A 16,631-nucleotide genomic window follows, 5' to 3' on the forward strand; every position below is an offset into this window, starting at 1 on the left:
CCACACCATAACTTCGGTGACCAGCACCCGCTCGGATCGAATCCGCGAAAAGCGTCCGATTCCGTGCGGATCTCCGAGATTGGGTGCCAGCCAGCCAGCTCCCGGAGCGAGAAACCCGCGCAACCCGAGAAACCCATGAAACCCACGCACTGGCCGAAGCCAGATTAGAGTGAGATCATGGCTCTCCTGATCCCTTTCAACGGCATCCATCCGCAGGTCGACCCCACCGCGTGGCTCGCCCCGAATGCGACGCTCATTGGCGACGTGCGCGTCGGGCCCGGAGCAAGCGTGTGGTTCGGCGCTGTGCTGCGCGGTGACATGGACCGCATCGAACTCGGAGCGGGCAGCAACCTGCAAGACAATGTCGTTGTGCACACCGACCATGGCGTTTCAGCGATTATCGGTGCGAATGTGGGAGTCGGTCACCTCGCACTGATTCACGGCGCGACCGTCGGCGACGGCTGCCTCATCGGCATGGGCGCCAAGCTTCTCAACAACTCGGTGATCGGCGCGGGCGCGTTCGTCGCCGCGGGTGCGCTCGTGCTCGAGGGGCAGCATGTCGAAGCCGGGCACCTCGTCGCCGGGCTCCCCGCGAAGGATCGCGGTCCGATGGGCGACGAGATGGCCGAGCGCGTGCGTTCAAACGCCTTCCATTACCAGGAGCTCGCGGCCCAGTATCGCGCCTCCGGCGAGTAGGCGAACGGGCGGCGCCCCGATCCACCCGTACGTGAGCTACCGCAATGGGCGGCGCGACCGGGCACCCCTCCTACGGCGCCTCGGGGTCACGACCGCCGGGTCCACCGGAATGTCGCGAGACTCACCACGAGCCCCACAATGAGCCACACCCCAAGGTTGAGTGCGACAAGCCCCAAATCCCAGGTGCCGCCCTGTTCCGCCTCGGCGAAATGCTCGGGTAGAAACACGCTGCGCATACCTTGCGCGAGCCACTTCAGGGGGAACAGCGCAGCGATATTCTGCAGCCACTCGGGCAGCATTGAAAACGTCAGGTATACACCCGAGATGAACTGCAGAATGAGCGTGATTGGCAGCACCACCGCCGTCGCGCTGCGAGACGACCGGGGCAGAGCCGAAAGTGCAACCCCGAGCAACGCCATGGTCACGATCCCGAGCAGGAACACCCAGGCAAACCGCAGCCAAAGCCCGGGTTGGGTCGGCAGTGGCACCCCCAACACCAGCGCTGCGAAGGTGAACAACAGTCCAACCTGCAGGATCGTAGTGCCTCCCAGCATCCCCACCTTCCCCAAGAAATAACTCACTGGGGAAATGGGCGTGCCACCGAGGCGCTTCAACCACCCCTCGCTTTTCTCACGCGCGATGTCGACGGCGAGGTTCTGCAGCCCAGAGAGCAGGATCGCCGCCGCGACCATGCCCGGAAGATAGTAGTGAGCCATCGTGATGCCTCCCGTACCGTCGGGCCGCACGCCCACATCTCCCTGAGCCGAGAATGCTGTACCGAAGATGGCCAGCAGCAGAACCGGGAATAGGAACGTGAAGAAGACCGTGTCGACGGTGCGAAAATACGCCCGCACCTCAAGCCGTGCCGAGGCGATAGCCCCCCTGAGTACCCCGACGACGCGGGGGTGGATCGCGCGAATTTCCCCACCCGTGGCAGGAAGGCCGGTACGTGCACCCGAACCCGTGCCTACGCCCGGACCTTCACTGCTGCCGCCGGCGTTCGTGACGTTCGCACTCATACGGCGACCTCCTCTTCATGATCGCCGATGAGGGCGAGATAGATCTCTTCGAGCTCGGGCCTGCGCACCTGCAGCTCGGCGGGCTCCCTGCCCATCCGATCCCACAGCCGGGCAACCAGTTCGGCCGGACGCTCCGTACGCTCCTCGCGCAGGGTGCCGTCGACATCGCGCCAACTCACCACGGGCACCCGCGCGCCTGCGCCACCGAGTTGCGCAGGTGGCGCCTCCGCCACAATTCGCCCACCCCTCAAAACACCGACGCGATCCGCCAGCGTCGCCGCCTCGTCAAGATAGTGGGTGGTGAGCACGATCGCGGTACCCTCGGTCGCGAGCAGCTTGAGCATCGACCAGAACTGGCGTCTCGCCTCGGGGTCAAACCCAGTGGTGGGCTCGTCGAGAAACAACAGCTCGGGGCGCCCGATGATTCCGAGTGCGACATCGAGACGCCGCTGCTGCCCACCCGACATTTTGCTCGCGCGCTTTCCCGCGTGTTCGGCGAGGCCCACCATGTCGAGCACCTCATCGACACCGCGAGGGTTCGGGTAAAAGGTGCGAAAATGGGCGATCAGCTCGCGCGGCGTGCTTGGGCCGAGGTCTCCGGTCTGCTGGGAAACAATGCCGATGCGGGAGCGCCATGCACGCGACGCGCCCAGCGGATCCGAGTCGAGCACCCGCACCGTGCCCGAATCTGCGCGACGAAATCCCTCCAGGATTTCGATCGCGGTGCTCTTACCGGCTCCGTTTGGGCCGAGCAGCGCATAGATTTCCCCGGGGGCGATCGTCAGATCCACGCTATCGAGCACTTGTCGGTCACCATAGCGCTTGCCAAGGTCGCGCACCTCAATGACGGCACCCCGCTGGTTCTCGCTGTCGGTCATGGTTCGTTGCATATGGCAAGTTTGACAGCGAAGTTGGCGTCGCAATAGCGAACGTTTGGTTTCCCTGCCACCGCGCTCACCTGCGGCAGTAGGCACAAGAGGAAACGTGGGCAAGCTGAGTAGGCTGGGCAAGTGACCGCCAACGCCCCGCAGCACCTGCCCAGTTCAGACCCCGCCGCGCACCCGCGTGGGTTTGCCTCAGACAACTACGCCGGTGCACATCCCGAGGTGCTCGAGGCAATCGTCGCGGCGAACGTGGGCCACACCCCCGCCTACGGAGACGACCCCTGGACCGCGCGCCTCACCGAGTGGGCCCGTTCCGCGTTTGGCCCCATGACGCAGATTTTCCCGGTGTTCAACGGTACGGGCGCGAATGTGCTCGGTCTCCAAGCCTCCCTCCCCCGCTGGGGCGCGGTCATTTGTGCGGCGAGCGCGCACATCAACGTCGACGAGGGTGGAGCACCCGAGAAAGTCGGCGGCCTCAAACTTCTCACCATCGACACCCCCGACGGCAAACTCACCCCCGAGCTTGTGGATCGCGAGGCCTGGGGGTGGGGCAACGAACATCGCGCGCAGCCACTCGCAGTTTCGATCACGCAGACCACCGAGTTTGGCACCTGCTACACGTTGGCTGAGATTCGGGCGCTGGCGGATCATGCCCACCGGCACGGCATGGAGCTCCACATGGACGGATCTCGCCTCGGCAATGCGGCCGCACACCTCGGCGCCTCGCTCGCCGAGATTACGACCGAGGCGGGCGTCGACGTGCTGAGCCTCGGCGGCACCAAGAACGGGTTACTCGGAGCCGAGGCCGTCGTGGTGATCCACCCGGAAAAAGCGCAGGGTTTGCATTATCTGCGCAAAACTAACATGCAGCTGGGCTCGAAAATGCGGTTCCTCTCGGCGCAGTTGCTCGCACTGTATGACGGAGACCTCTGGCTTCGTTCCGCGACCCACGCGAACCGTATGGCCACGCGACTGAGTTCCGGCATCGAGTTGCTTGCAGAGAGTGGCGAGGTGCCCGGTCTGCGACTCGCGCAGCGCACCGAGTCAAACGCGGTATTTGCCCTCGTGCCGGAGGTTGCCCAAGAGCGTGCGCGCAAGTCGTTCCATTTCTACAGCTGGCCTGGCAACGACGAGCTCGTGCGTCTCATGTGCTCGTTCGACACCACCCCCGAAGACATTGACGCACTCCTCGCGGCGTTCGCGAGTTGACCAAGACGAGACACCAGATGCGGTGAGTGGTGTGGCACGACCTGCAGCCTCGCCACGGTGCAGCCACACCTCGAGCCTGACGGTTTGGCGAGCGCCTACACACCCACTCCACCGAATATGAGCCTCGCCGCGATGAGTATCATCACGACCGCGACCAACCAGTCGAGCACCTGCCACGCGCGCGGTGACGCGAAGAATCGGGTCAGTGCCCGCGCCCCGTAGCCGATCACTGCGAACCAGGCGACACTGGCAATGGCGCCGCCCAGCGCGAACCACCAGCGCTCGGGGTCGCCCTGCGCATTTCCGATTGACCCCATGAGCACCATCGTGTCGAGGTATACGTGCGGGTTCAGCCAGGTGATGGCAAGGCACGCGAGCACCGTCTTCTTCAGCGACACCTGCGATCCCTCCGCCGCCACCAGCCCGATCGGGCGGAGTGCTCGCCGCACCGCACCCCACGCGTACCAAAGCAGAAAGATCACACCGCCCCATCGCACGATCTCAATGACCAGTGGCGCGCGCTCGATCACAAATCCAATTCCCGCAACCCCAGCAAACTCGAGGAGCGCATCGGTAAGGCCGCAAATCAGTACGACGGGCAGCACGAATTGCCGCCGGATGCCTTGCTGCAGCACGAAGGCGTTCTGCGCACCGATTGCCGCGATGAGCGAGAGTCCGGTTCCAAAACCGACCAGCATAGGGGTAAGCACCCATTGAGGGTAAAGCCCCAGAGCCGGGCCGCGCCAATCGGCCGAGCGATCCACCCCCGCACCTTTCACCCCGCGCTACCCCTGCGGGTAGGCTCTGAGGGTCGAGAAGGAGCCAGGATGTTTGGGGTACTGCAGGGGTTCGCCCTGATTCTCGGCATCATCGGCGCCGGTTATGTTGCCTCCCGCTTCGGCGTGGTGAAGGGCGAACAGCGCCTGGTGCTCAACCGAGTCGCCTTCTATGTCGCGACACCAGCGCTGCTATTCACCGTGCTGCAGAGCAGCGATCCGGCGGTAATCGTGTCGCCGGTCATCCTGGTCACCGGGCTCACTGCAGTGCTCGCTGCGGGTCTCTACGTGCTCGCTTCGCGGCTCTGGTTTCGCCGGGGTCTCGCGGGCACGACACTCGGGGCCACGAGCTCGGGGTACGTGAATTCCAATAACCTCGGTCTTCCAGTGGCGATCTACATCCTCGGCGATGCCGCCTACGTCGCACCGCTGATCCTGCTGCAGGTCGTGGTCTTCTCGCCGCTGATTCTCGCGATTCTCGAATCGACCCGTGGCAACCAGCGTGGCGCGGCGGTCGCGCTCGGTCGCGCGGCACAGAACCCCATCATCATCGCCTCCGCCCTGGGTCTCCTCGTGGCGTTGTTCGGCCTCACGGTGCCCGAGATCTTGCTGAACCCCATCGCGATGATCGGCGACGCTTCGATCCCGATGGTGCTCCTCAGTTTCGGCATTTCGCTGCACGGTCAGCGCGTACTGCAAACGGGGGTGGATCGCCCGGCCATTCTCGTGGCAAGCGGCATCAAGCTGCTCGTGATGCCCGCAATTACCTGGGCGTTGTGCCTGGCGTTTGGGCTGAGCGCGCACGAGACTTTCGTTGCGACCACGATCGCGGCGCTTCCGACTGCACAGAACGTGTACAACTACGCCGCCACCTATCGACGTGCCGAAACGCAGGTGCGCGATACCGTGTTCTTGACCACCTTCGCCTCCCTCCCGGTGATCGCCGTGATTGCGTGGCTGCTCGCCGCTTAGACAGTGGCAGCGGATCAAGGTAGCCGGAATACATACCGACACCGAGGCGTTCACATCTAAGGCACCTCCGGTGGCTTTCAACCGCCTCCCGGGCGCCGACGCAGCTTTGATCCACCAGCAAAGGAACCCCATGAACGCCCGTCACGCCGAAACCAGCGCCCCCGGCATTGACCCGATTGCGAGCCGCTGGAGCCCCCGTTCCTTCGCCACCGAACATTCACTGCCCGAGGGCGCGCTGCGCGGGGTGTTTGAGGCGGCCCGCTGGGCCCCGAGTGCGAGCAACACGCAGCCCTGGCGCTTCATCATCGCCCGCCGCGGCGGCGAGGCGTTCGCGAAGATCGAGGCAGCGCTGCTCGGCTTCAACCAGCAGTGGGCCGGCCGTGCCGCCGCGCTTGTGGTCAACGTCGCCGAGACCGTCAGCGCAGAGGGCAAGGCGCAACGCTGGGCCGAGTATGACCTCGGGCAGGCGGTGGCTACGTACTCGCTGCAGGCTCGCGCCGAAGGCCTGTACGCGCATCAGATGGGTGGTTTTAATGCCGACGCGCTCCGCAGCGAGTTTGGCTTGACTGAGCATCAGGTACCCGTCTCGGTGACCGCGATCGGCGCGATTGGCGATCCCGAGCAGCTGACCGAGGCACTCCGTGAGCGCGAGGTTGCTCCCCGCACTCGCATGGAACTTGACGACATTGTTTTGCTGAACGAGTAACACGCTGAGTGGAGTGAGTGGCATCGCAGGGTGGGCAATTGGCTCACCCTGTCGGTGGTCTACACCACGGTGCGATAGACCGAGTCGTCGCCATCCAGCCGCAGCGCACTAATCAGCTCTGCGGCATGTGTCGTCGAAAGGACCACACGGGAAAAACCGTCAAACTGGGAAACCCAGCCGTGATCCTCTTCCGCGCCCTCAGGTACGTCAATGTCAATAACTATTGCGGATCGCCGACCGCGCACGAGTGCAAAGTCGCGGCCGGAGATACTGCGCCATGTACCAAAGGCAATTTTGCCGGGGATGATGGTGCCGGGAGACCGCACCCCCCGCAACCACACCCACGGATCGTCGGTGATCAACGCAGAGGTGATGGCGTCGCGGTCGATGACCACGTCTCGGCGATGCAGAGCGAGAGCTTTTTCAGTCGCAGTGAGCTGGATCACCACTCGTTCTGGGTACACCTCAACTCGCGCCATGCACACTAGTTTGCCGGTCGCAGCTACGTTTTGCTGCATACACCGCACAGGCGGCACCGAATCGTTACCGTGCCCGGTGAAGATTCCTGTCTAGTCGAGCATGTCGCTCTGGTCGATAACGGACTCCACCGTCTCGATCAGGGCACGTTTGACGGGAGAACTCGTGTGTTCGGGGTTGTGGAGAAGTCCCGCAGCTTCTGCTTCAACGTGCGTGCGGGGACCCACACAGGCAACTATTGTGCCCTCGGGGAGCTCCGGAAACTGGCTGGCAACTTCGCGGGCGATTTTTGCCGAGGCCACGAGGAGAGCATTAATGCGGCCGGACTCGACATCCTCTCTGATGTGCACTGATACCGGGATCCCGATCGTCTGAAATGCTACAACCTGCGTGACGTCGTGCCCACGGCTGATTAAGCCCTCGGTGAGTACCGGCTTCGCCACGTCCGAACGCAGGGTGAGTACCTTGAGAACGTTCCCGGCATCAATCTCGGGCCACACTTCGAGGAGACCCGCAGTCGAGTAATTTTCTTCGCTCGGCGTTCGGCTCACCTGATACCCCGCCTGCACGAACGCCGCCTCGGTCGCCTCTCCGACTACGGCGACCCGCGTGCTGCTGGGGATTACGGCATGGTGATGCGCCAGAACGTCAACGACCGTGGCGCTCGTCGCCGTGATCCAGTCATAGTAACCAGCCTCAAGTCGATGAAGCGCCTCGACCAGCCGGTCTTCCTCGCTGGTGTGGGCAAAGTCGACGAGCGGCGCGATCACCGTGCTTGCTCCCTGTTCGCGGAGCGCTTCAGCAACGAGTTCGCCCCATGTACCGCCGCGCGGCACGAGCACTCGGAGACCGCTTAGCGGGTTCGCCTCAGCCGCCATAGACTCCACTCACTTTGTTCGGACACACCAAAAGCCAATCTTCGAACGAGTCATCTCATTGACGCAGTCCTGGCTTTCCGGAAAAGTCGTTCCAGATGTCCCTATTCTGACCCTGCGCGGGCAAAGACGCAAAACAGGGCGGACAGATGCGCGAAACGCAACCGAAACGTAACACTCGAGGATCGTTCCACAACCGAGCACTGCCGCGCACTGTCGCTCGCGATGATCGGACTCACAGGAACGGAACGTAACCTGTAGCAGCCCTGCGCCCGCGTCGCACGGTGGACTCGATGGGGAGGCCTGTTTCTTCACCTCCCCAGGAGTATCTAGTGTCTTTTTCCGTGCCCACCTTCGGTCTGGGCCTTGCGCTCAGCGCACTCGTCGCCACCCAGGTTCTGACCGGTGCCGCGGCCGTGCCCGCCTCAGATGAGACGCCTCTGCCAGCAGCCTCAGTGGCGACCAGCCAGGCTTCGGAGCCCGAAGTCAGCCTGGAGATATCCGCCCTGCAGGCGGAGTTGGCCAGCGTCAGCTCCGCAGCCGCCGAGGCAGTTGAGCGAAATGTACTGAGCTCGCCCAGCATTGACGAAGCGGAAGTCGTACTCGCGGAGAGAATCCGTGAGGCCGAACGACTCACCCCAAGCGCCTGGCTTACCGCGACGAGCACGGGGGTTCATCTCGTCGGAGGTGATGCCGACTTGCTCGTCGAACTCAAGGAGGATCTCCTTGAACTGCGCGAAGGCCTCAGCTCGTGGGAGAGCGCCGTCGCAGCGTACCGACTCGAAGAGGACGCGCGTCAGGCTGAAGCTGCCCGGATCCTCTCTGCGGCGACCCCAGCCGCAACGGCATCGCAAGTCAACACGGTGGTTCCACGCAGCGCCCAGGGCAGCGCACCCTCCTCGGGCTACACGGTCTCACCTGCGGGCACTGGTGGCCAAGCGCTGATCGATTCGTGCACGGGGCCAGTGTGGTGGACTCCGTCATGGTTCCCATACCTCGCCGAGCATTGGCACTGTGGCGGAGCCTCGTTCCCCAAGCAGGCGGGTGCCATCATCACCATTACAGGGAGTGGCGTGTACCAATCAGCCGGCATCGTAAAACAGGTCAACGCCTACGTCGAGGACATGAACTCGGTGCCGAGCGGCTATGACGTGTACTACCAGACCTGCTTCAATAACGATCCGTCCACATCGGTGATTATCGGGCTCGTCCGGATCGGGTAACTACGACTCTCTGGGGCCGTCAATCGAAGGCGCGGAGCACGAGGCGTGCCGCGCCCCAGACCGCGAAACCCGCGGCAATTGCCACTCCAGCTACACCAGCTGCGAAGCCTCCCGGATTCTCCTGGGAGACATCTGCAATGCGCTGCTTGGTACGCGCCAGCTTGTCGTCGATGCGCTGGGCGTAGTCGAGCCGTTCCCGGAGCTGGCCCAGTGTGTCATATAGCTCTGCTCGCGCCAGCTGGGCCGTCTGTACCCCGCTCGGAACCTGAGGTGCATCGGTCATCGCCAGTTCCCCTTTCCGTCGGCCTGCGGCGTGTGGCTAGAAGAATTGAATCGAACCTCAGACATTGCCTGGAAGTCACCCTCAACTCGATCAATTGTTTGCTCGGGCACAGGTATTCCGCGCTTGATGAGGGCAATGCCGCCGAAGATGGCTCCCGCGGCGAGAAGTATGAGTCCGAATGCCACGACTAACGCCGAGAGCCAGACAGGCCACACCACGGCGATGCCCGCGATCGCCGCAGTCACAAACGCGGCGATCGCAAAGAAGAGGAAGAACAGCGCGACCACAATGGCCAGCAGGCCGATGCCGCTGCGCTTGGCCTTCGTCGTGATCTCTCGTTTCGCGTTCTCGAACTCAGCTTTGGCGAGCGCGACAAATTGCTGGGGTAGCCGCGCCAGGAGTTCGAACGTACCCGCTTGATCACTCTTACGGCTCATGAGTCGGATTCCGACTTCTTGGTGTCAGTCTTCTGAACGCTTGCGCGGTCGCTCGCGGACGCGTCGGAGTTCTGCGATTCTTTCGACTTTGCGCTCGACTTGGGTTTGGTCTTCTCGGACGCATGTGTGTGAGCCGCAGATCCAGAAGGGCGCGTGCTGGAACCGGCCTTTTGGGCGACGTTGTTCACCACGTCTGCGCCCACGCGCTTGGCCAGGTCTTTCAGCTCATCGATCCGATCGTCGACAACGTCACGTACAGCTGAGACGCTTCTTTGCACTGGTTCGGTGTTCCACAGCTTGTCAGCGCGGCGTTTGATTTGTTCGTAGCGTTCACGACCTGCGCGGGCACCCAGTACGTACCCCACGGCTGCTCCGAGAACAAATGCGAGTTTGCCTTTCATGGTTCCTCCATTTCCCGTGACGAGCGCCACCACTCCCTAACTGTCAGCCAGCCTACAGAAGATCTAGGTATAGAGATATTCCAGAATGGAGATATACGAGGGCTCGGACCCGCCTCAGTCGATCAGACCAGTGAGGTACCGGCGCAAGCTGACGGCGCCGTCGTGTGCCGCTGCGAGCGTCACAGGCAAGTCGTCTCCGAACAGGGAACGCCCAACCGCGAGTATTTTCGGGGCGTGGCCCGAGAGATTGGCCACACGAGATTCAGCCTGCTCACGAGACGCAATGGTGGCGAACGGCGCAGCGGCCACGCCGGTGGACCACTCGGCATCAGGAAGCTCGCTGAACCCAAGCTCAGTCAGCGATTGTGAAAGCACGGCTTCCACTCCGTCGAGCGAGGGCGGCTCGGCCAGAACGGCACTGGTAAAGTGCGCCCGCGTTGGAGCCCCCGGAAGCGTCTCCAGGCGAACGGCCCAACCCCCGTGAAGCATAATCGCGCTCTGGCCGTCCCCGAGCCACTCGGGGCGAGATATGTCTACAGCGGCATGGACGCGAATCTTATCCGCACCAAGCTCGGGTGCGAGTTCGGTGAGAATCTCCGTGCGAATCGCGTTTCTGCTGAAATCGAGAATTATCGACCGAGTTTCAATCTGCCGACCGTCGCTCAGTGTGGCCCTCCAGCATCCTGGCGCACCAACAGCTTCACTCAGGCCAGAGTGGCGCTGCGAAACCTGACAAACTCGACTCTCGACTAGCTGCGCGTCGTACAGGCTGAGCTTTCGCAGAAGTTCGGCCTGGAGCGCTGCGCTACCGCCCGCGGGTATTACTCGTGTTTCACGTGCAACATTCCGCTCAGAGTATGCAAGAGCAGCTCCCGTCAGAGAACCGACTCGCGAGAGTGCCTCGTTGAGGCCGGGTGCCGCGAGGGCTACGTCCACCTCGTTGGCGCTCACGCCGTATCGCTCGCGAATCACCGGCTCGATTAGCCTTTCGAGCGGACGCGCACCAATTCGCTTCCGCACGAGTGGCCCGAGCGTCTTCGCTTTCCCCACTGCGAGGAGCGGCATGATGCGATCCAGATAGGCGCGGAGTGAGGCGCCCGCACCGAGCAGTCGAACGGCTTCAGATGACAGAGGCGACGCTGGGATGCCGAGCACGGCAGGACTCGGTTGCGGAGCCCAAGCACCTTCGCGATCAAGAAGCAACGGCGCGACAGGCTCGATCACCAGCGGGAGCGCCCCGGGTGCACCCAATTTCCCGGCACCGGCAATGGGTGCGGCCACCCTATTCAGAAATCCTGCAACGATTCCATCTGGGTCACGCACCGGCGCTGCGGGCGGCTCACCGACTCGCTCATCGATCGCGATGCCGACTCGAAGCCCGACCTCTGCGAGGTCGAGCGCGGCGAGCAGCGCCGCAACGCTACGCCCCGTGACGAGGGCGTCAATCATGGAGTTTCCTGCGGGGGCACCGGGACCGGAGTCTGCGGAATCACCCGACGCGACTGCACCAGGTCAATGCGGGTGCGGGGGCCGCCCTTGCGCACAAAGATCCGCTCAACCCACCACACGTACAAACCCAGTCCGACGATCTGCCCGATAATCGCACCCGGCCCGGCGCCACTCTCGGTTTGTTTGGTCTCGCCGCCGATTGCGAGCACCATTAACCCGAACGCGATCCAGTTGTTGACCACATGAATTGAGATTGCCGCCTCGAGACCACCCGTGCGCCAGGTGAGCCACCCCGCGACGAGGGCGAGCAGCACCACGACCATCCAGCCCCAGATGTCGTAGATGTGCGCGAAGCCGAAGATGAGGCTCGGTACAACAATCGGTATCCATGGCCCGCGCAGGAATGCGCCCACCGCGCCTGCGGCGCGTGATCCGCCGAACCAGGCACCGAGCGACTGCATGAACATGCCCCGAAAGACGAGCTCTTCGGCGGTTGCCTGGATGGGAACGAGCAGGAGAATGATCGCGGCCGACCACAGAGCAACAGTTGGATCGATGGGTGGAGCTTCGAGGATCGGAGTCGCATCACCTCTCACGGCCGCCAGCGCGAGCTCGACACCGATGCCTACGATGTTCATCACCGCGAGCGCAACGAACGCAGGGATCACGGTGCGGAATAGGAGCCGCCAGCGGATACGGAGAGCGACCGACCAGGCCCGACCAATCGGCGTCAACCCGGTGCTGAGCATCGCGAGCCACACCGCCGGGATCATGAGCGCGACCGATCCCAGGGTGATCACCAGCGAAATTGGCTGTTGCGTATCGGGAGTCGCGATCGACAACAGGGTGTCTTCGGTGAACTCAGCCCCGGAAAGCAGGAGATATGGCACCATCACGATGACACTGAAGACCACCGTAAAGGTCACGTAGTAGAAGAACGCCAATACAAGTGCGAGCAGCGGCTTCCACCAGCGATACTTCGGTGCGCCGCGCAAGAGCCGATGGTACTCGAGTGGTTCGGTTTCTTCCCAGTGGATCGGCGCAGCTGCTCGCTGCGCCCACCCCCAGGCGTCGGGAGCCTGAGATTCCTGAACCGGTTGGGGCGGCATTCCGGGCTGCGTAGATTGCGGCTGCGGGCCCGAAGGAGGCTGCTGCTCGAAACTCATGCACTGAACCTCTCGGTCTTACGAGCCGCGCAGGCGCTCGGCGAGGTAAGCATGCAGCTCTGTGCGGGGCACACGCTCCTGCTTCATCGTGTCGCGGTCTCGCACGGTCACCGCGTGATCTTCGAGCGAGTCGAAGTCAACGGTCACGCAGAAGGGTGTACCAATCTCGTCTTGGCGGCGGTAACGGCGACCAATCGCGCCCGCATCGTCGAAGTCCACGTTCCAGTCGTCTCGCAGCTCGGCGGCGATTTCGCGCGCGAGCGGCGACAAGGCTTCGTTGCGGCTCAGCGGCAGAACTGCGGCCTTGATCGGCGCGAGGCGTGCGTCAAGCGCGAGTAGCGTGCGGGTATCGGTGCCGCCCTTCGCGTTTGGCACCTCTTCCTCGCGATACGCGTCGACAAGGAATGCCATCAGGGAGCGGGTGAGGCCTGCGGCGGGCTCGATCACGTAGGGCACCCAGCGCTCGTTTTTCGCCTGGTCAAAGTACGACAGGTCTTTGCCCGAGTGCTCGGAGTGCGTGGTGAGGTCAAAGTTCGTGCGGTTCGCGATGCCCTCGAGCTCACCCCACTCACCGCCGGTGAAACCGAAGCGGTACTCGATGTCGGCGGTGCGCTTCGAGTAGTGCGAGAGCTTTTCCTTCGGGTGCTCGAAGAAGCGAAGATTACCCGGGTCGATGCCCAAGCCGATGTACCAAGACATCCGTTCGTTCATCCAGTACTCTTGCCACTCCTCGTCGGTACCTGGCTCAACGAAGAACTCCATCTCCATCTGCTCGAACTCGCGGGTGCGGAAGATGAAGTTGCCGGGAGTGATCTCGTTGCGGAAGCTCTTACCGATCTGGCCGATGCCGAACGGGGGTTTCATGCGTGCTGACTGCAATACGTTCGCGAAGTTCACGAAAATGCCCTGCGCAGTCTCGGGGCGGAGATAGTGCATACCCGCTTCGTCGTCGACAGGGCCGAGGTAGGTCTTCAGCAGACCTGAGAAGGCGCGCGGCTCGGTCCACTGGCCGCGGGTTCCACAGCTGACGCAGACGATCTCGGCAAGCCCACCCTCAGGCGCTCGCCCCTTCTTGTCTTCAAACTCCTCGATGAGGTGATCCTCGCGATACCGCTTGTGGCACTGCAGGCACTCCACGAGCGGATCGCTGAATACCTCGACGTGGCCCGAGGCCTCCCACACCTGCTTTGGCAAAATCACGCTCGAGTCAATCCCGACCACATCGTCGCGCTTCTGCACCATCGTCTTCCACCACTGGCGCTTGATGTTCTCCTTGAGCGCCGTGCCCAAGGGGCCGTAGTCCCAGGCGCTGCGCGATCCACCGTAAATCTCACCTGCTTGGTATACGAAGCCGCGATGGCGGGCAAGGGCGATGACTTTGTCGAGACGGGACTGTTCGGCCATGGTGAAGCACACTCCAAGGGGCAAGCGGGGATCTTGGGAACGGCCCGGCCGAAGCCGGGCACACCCGTCAAGTGTAGTGCGGCGTACCTTGCCTCGTCCCGAGTGCGCACGCCCGAGATCTCGACTGATCGGTCGGATGCCCATAGCGCACGTATCTCCCCCGCCAAGTGCAGCGAGTATGCTCGCTTCAGCAGGAATGAACGGCACGAGACGACCAGGGGAGCATATGTCTGGACCAACCCACTCGGCAGTCATCGCGCAGCAACTCGCCCACAAGTCAGTGCGGAAGTATCTCGACGCGCCGGTCACCGACGCGCAACTCGAGCTCATCGTCACCGCAGCCCAGCGGGCATCGACATCGTCAAACCTGCAGGTGTGGTCAGTAATCGCGGTGCGCGATCAGGCTCGCAAGGCACGACTCTCGGAGATGCTCGGTGGTCGCGACTACGTAGCCGAGGCGCCAGTTTTTCTCGTGTGGATCGCAGATCTCGCCCGCAACGAGGCCCTCATGCGCGCGCACGGTGCCGAGTCAGAGACTCTCGGTCTCATCGAAAACACACTCATCGGCGCGATCGACGTGGGCATCGCCGCCCAAAACGCGCTGCTCGCGGCTGAATCTCTCGGCCTCGGCGGAGTGTTCGTGGGGAGCCTGCGCAACGCGCCCGAGGCGGTCTGCGAAGAGCTTGGCCTCCCTCGTCACGCTTTCCCGTTGGTGGGAATGTCCCTCGGCGTACCCGACCCATCCGAGGGCAGCGGGGTCAAGCCGCGTCTCCCACTCTCGGGTGTCCTGCACCATGAGGTCTACGATTCGGACCGGTGGAGATCCGCGACCGACGCCTACGAGGTGAGCTACGAACAATATTTCGCTGGGCAGGGGCACCCAGGTCGTAGTTGGGCGCGCACGGTCATTGGCCGCCTCGCGAAGATCGCAGGGTTGCACGGCCGCCACACGATGCGCGCGTCGCTGCGGTCACAAGGTTTCGACTCAGAATAGTCGCCTGAGCCCGGCGCCAGGGCCGGGGGGTGACCCCTGACTCGGAGCAGAACCGCCGGCTCAGCCAACCGAATCGGGGTAGCCCGTTACCGCACCCCGCGCATGAGCTTGAGCACGGGTTTGACCGCGAGAAGCATGAGCAGACCGATCCCGATCGCAATGGCACCCAGCACCGCAAAGTAGGGCACCTCGGCAGCGGGGTCGTAAAACTGAGCCAGCCAGCCTGCAATCGACGTGCCGAGCGCGACCGAGAGAAAGTACAGCGCAACCATCTGCGTGCGGAAGCGCTCGGGGGCGAGCTTCGTGGTGACCGAGAGCCCAGGGGGCGAGATGAAGAGCTCGGCAACGGTGAACACGAGAAGGATCAGTGCCATCGCGAGCAGGGGCGTCGACGACGGGCCTCCGCCCGCCCACGGGATGAACAGCAGGAACGCTGCGCCCATGATGATCGAGCCAAGCCCGAACTTCGCGGGTGCCCCAGGAGCCCGAGTACCGAGCTTCGACCAGACCGCCGCAAACACTCCCGACAGGATGATGACGAAGATCGGGTTAATCGAGTTGATCCATGAGATCGGCATCTCCCACCCGAAGATCGAGCGATCGAGCTGCTGATCTGAGTAGATCGTGAGCACGGTGAACTGCTGCTGATACAGCGACCAGAAGCCCACGTTCACGATGAAGAGTGGAATGAAGCCGATAACCCGTGACCTCTCGGTCGGGTTAATGTGCTTCGAGCCGATAATCACGATGAAGTAGGCGATTGCTGCGGCAAGGATGATGATGATGATGGCAATGGTCGCGAGGTTGTCTGCGCGGATCACGCCGGTGAGCACTCCGAGCGCGAGCAACGCGAGGCCGGCCACAGCCGCCACGATAAATCGACCGCGCTGATTGCGCGGCAACGGGTTTGCGACCAGCCGGGAATCCTCCGGCAAATGCTTGCGCCCGAAGGAGTACTGCACAAGGCCGATTGCCATGCCGACTGCCGCAGCGCCAAAGCCCCAGTGGAAACCCATGGTGGATTGCAGCAGGCCCGTGATGAGCGGACCAAGGAAGGCCCCGAGGTTGATGCCGAGGTAGAAGAGCGAGAAACCGGCATCGCGGCGCGTGTCGCCCTCTGCGTACAGAGTGCCGACGACCGCGGTGGCGTTCGCCTTCAGTCCTCCTGAACCAATCGCAACGAGCGCGAGGCCCACCCCAAGGCCCCACGCGTTCGGCAGCACGGCGAGCGCGATGTGGCCCGCCATGATCACAATGGCGCTATAGAACAGCACCCGCTCGGAACCGAGTACCCGATCGGCAATCCAAGCGCCAAGGATCGCGACGAGATACACGGTTCCGCCGTAAGCGCCGACGATTCCGGTCGCGACGGCACGGTCGATGCCAAGCCCGCCCTCCGAGACCGTGAAGTACATGTAAATGAGGAGGATGCCCTGCATGCCGTAGAAGCTAAAACGCTCCCACATTTCGACGCCGAAGACATTGGCGAGCGCCCATGGCTGGCCGAAGAATCTTGTGTCGTGCGATCCCTCATGATGGATTGGCCGTCCGGCCTCCGCCGCCACACCAGTGTCGGCGGGTGCCCCCACCGGCAATTGTTCGGGGATGTTCTCGTGCTGCTCAGCCATGGGCTCAGAATACCGGCACGGTCGCGAAGGCC

The 16,631-nt window shown here is 63.2% G+C and carries 18 protein-coding genes; 6 read left to right on the forward strand and 12 right to left on the reverse strand.

The genetic code is table 11. The features are described 5' to 3' along the window. Positions 1–177: 177 nt before the first annotated feature. Complete coding sequence (locus ACTNFJ_RS10810) at positions 178–696, forward strand: gamma carbonic anhydrase family protein (protein WP_435906282.1); 519 nt, start codon at positions 178–180, stop codon at positions 694–696. A gap of 86 nt (positions 697–782) precedes the next feature. On the opposite strand, the gene ACTNFJ_RS10815 is transcribed toward ACTNFJ_RS10810, so the two are convergent. After that, complete coding sequence (locus tag ACTNFJ_RS10815) at positions 783–1,715, reverse strand: ABC transporter permease (RefSeq protein WP_435906283.1); 933 nt, start codon at positions 1,713–1,715, stop codon at positions 783–785. Then, positions 1,712–2,593, reverse strand: a complete 882-nt coding sequence (locus tag ACTNFJ_RS10820) for an ABC transporter ATP-binding protein (protein ID WP_435906284.1) — start codon at positions 2,591–2,593, stop codon at positions 1,712–1,714. Before ACTNFJ_RS10820 ends, ACTNFJ_RS10815 begins: the two co-directional genes overlap by 4 nt. A gap of 132 nt (positions 2,594–2,725) precedes the next feature. Between ACTNFJ_RS10820 and ACTNFJ_RS10825 the strand changes: the two genes are divergently transcribed. After that, positions 2,726–3,808, forward strand: a complete 1,083-nt coding sequence (locus ACTNFJ_RS10825) for a threonine aldolase family protein (RefSeq protein WP_435906285.1) — start codon at positions 2,726–2,728, stop codon at positions 3,806–3,808. Positions 3,809–3,903: 95 nt separating this feature from the next. Here ACTNFJ_RS10825 and ACTNFJ_RS10830 read toward each other — a convergent pair whose 3' ends face one another. Further along, positions 3,904–4,506 carry a LysE/ArgO family amino acid transporter gene (locus tag ACTNFJ_RS10830; RefSeq protein ID WP_435906485.1) on the reverse strand — a complete coding sequence of 201 codons (603 nt, stop codon included), beginning with the start codon at positions 4,504–4,506 and terminating at the stop codon, positions 3,904–3,906. A 129-nt stretch (positions 4,507–4,635) separates the two neighbouring features. Here ACTNFJ_RS10830 and ACTNFJ_RS10835 point away from each other — a divergent pair, with 129 nt between their 5' ends. Next, positions 4,636–5,556: an AEC family transporter gene (locus ACTNFJ_RS10835; RefSeq protein ID WP_435906286.1), complete on the forward strand. Its 921-nt coding sequence runs from the start codon at positions 4,636–4,638 to the stop codon at positions 5,554–5,556. 130 nt (positions 5,557–5,686) lie between these two features. Then, entirely contained in the window at positions 5,687–6,262 is a 576-nt protein-coding gene (locus ACTNFJ_RS10840; protein ID WP_435906287.1) for a nitroreductase family protein, read from the forward strand. Between the two features lie 59 nt (positions 6,263–6,321). On the opposite strand, the gene ACTNFJ_RS10845 is transcribed toward ACTNFJ_RS10840, so the two are convergent. Both ACTNFJ_RS10845 and ACTNFJ_RS10850 read right to left on the reverse strand, forming a co-directional pair. After that, the gene (locus ACTNFJ_RS10845; RefSeq protein WP_435906288.1) at positions 6,322–6,741 is read right to left on the reverse strand and encodes a hypothetical protein; all 420 of its coding nucleotides are present in this window, start codon (positions 6,739–6,741) and stop codon (positions 6,322–6,324) included. Between the two features lie 90 nt (positions 6,742–6,831). Beyond that, positions 6,832–7,617 carry a uroporphyrinogen-III synthase gene (locus ACTNFJ_RS10850; RefSeq protein ID WP_435906289.1) on the reverse strand — a complete coding sequence of 262 codons (786 nt, stop codon included), beginning with the start codon at positions 7,615–7,617 and terminating at the stop codon, positions 6,832–6,834. Positions 7,618–7,946: 329 nt separating this feature from the next. On the opposite strand from ACTNFJ_RS10850, the gene ACTNFJ_RS10855 reads away from it, so the two are divergent. After that, positions 7,947–8,837, forward strand: a complete 891-nt coding sequence (locus tag ACTNFJ_RS10855; RefSeq protein WP_435906290.1) for a hypothetical protein — start codon at positions 7,947–7,949, stop codon at positions 8,835–8,837. A gap of 19 nt (positions 8,838–8,856) precedes the next feature. Here ACTNFJ_RS10855 and ACTNFJ_RS10860 read toward each other — a convergent pair whose 3' ends face one another. The 6 genes from ACTNFJ_RS10860 to ACTNFJ_RS10885 all read right to left on the reverse strand — a co-directional run bounded on the left by ACTNFJ_RS10860 (position 8,857) and on the right by ACTNFJ_RS10885 (position 13,977). Beyond that, entirely contained in the window at positions 8,857–9,120 is a 264-nt protein-coding gene (locus tag ACTNFJ_RS10860) for a DUF3618 domain-containing protein (protein ID WP_435906291.1), read from the reverse strand. Further along, positions 9,117–9,557: a phage holin family protein gene (locus ACTNFJ_RS10865; RefSeq protein ID WP_435906292.1), complete on the reverse strand. Its 441-nt coding sequence runs from the start codon at positions 9,555–9,557 to the stop codon at positions 9,117–9,119. The genes ACTNFJ_RS10860 and ACTNFJ_RS10865 overlap by 4 nt, the downstream gene beginning before the upstream one ends. After that, the gene (locus tag ACTNFJ_RS10870; protein WP_435906293.1) at positions 9,554–9,958 is read right to left on the reverse strand and encodes a YtxH domain-containing protein; all 405 of its coding nucleotides are present in this window, start codon (positions 9,956–9,958) and stop codon (positions 9,554–9,556) included. The genes ACTNFJ_RS10865 and ACTNFJ_RS10870 overlap by 4 nt, the downstream gene beginning before the upstream one ends. Positions 9,959–10,072: 114 nt before the next feature. Beyond that, positions 10,073–11,407, reverse strand: a complete 1,335-nt coding sequence (locus tag ACTNFJ_RS10875; protein ID WP_435906294.1) for a hypothetical protein — start codon at positions 11,405–11,407, stop codon at positions 10,073–10,075. Then, positions 11,404–12,573 (reverse strand): CPBP family intramembrane glutamic endopeptidase, encoded by a 1,170-nt coding sequence (locus ACTNFJ_RS10880; protein WP_435906295.1) that lies wholly within the window; start codon positions 12,571–12,573, stop codon positions 11,404–11,406. The genes ACTNFJ_RS10875 and ACTNFJ_RS10880 overlap by 4 nt, the downstream gene beginning before the upstream one ends. Before the next feature lie 18 nt (positions 12,574–12,591). After that, positions 12,592–13,977 (reverse strand): glycine--tRNA ligase, encoded by a 1,386-nt coding sequence (locus ACTNFJ_RS10885; protein WP_435906296.1) that lies wholly within the window; start codon positions 13,975–13,977, stop codon positions 12,592–12,594. Positions 13,978–14,203: 226 nt separating this feature from the next. On the opposite strand from ACTNFJ_RS10885, the gene ACTNFJ_RS10890 reads away from it, so the two are divergent. Further along, entirely contained in the window at positions 14,204–14,971 is a 768-nt protein-coding gene (locus ACTNFJ_RS10890; RefSeq protein ID WP_435906297.1) for an NADPH-dependent oxidoreductase, read from the forward strand. A gap of 86 nt (positions 14,972–15,057) precedes the next feature. Here the strand turns inward: ACTNFJ_RS10890 and ACTNFJ_RS10895 are convergent, their stop codons facing one another. Beyond that, positions 15,058–16,599, reverse strand: coding sequence for a peptide MFS transporter (locus tag ACTNFJ_RS10895; protein WP_435906298.1), 1,542 nt, complete (start codon positions 16,597–16,599; stop codon positions 15,058–15,060). Between the last annotated feature and the right edge of the window lie 32 nt (positions 16,600–16,631).

It is taken from the genome of Leucobacter shiyiweii, from assembly GCF_052446065.1.
GTDB lineage: Bacteria > Actinomycetota > Actinomycetes > Actinomycetales > Microbacteriaceae > Leucobacter.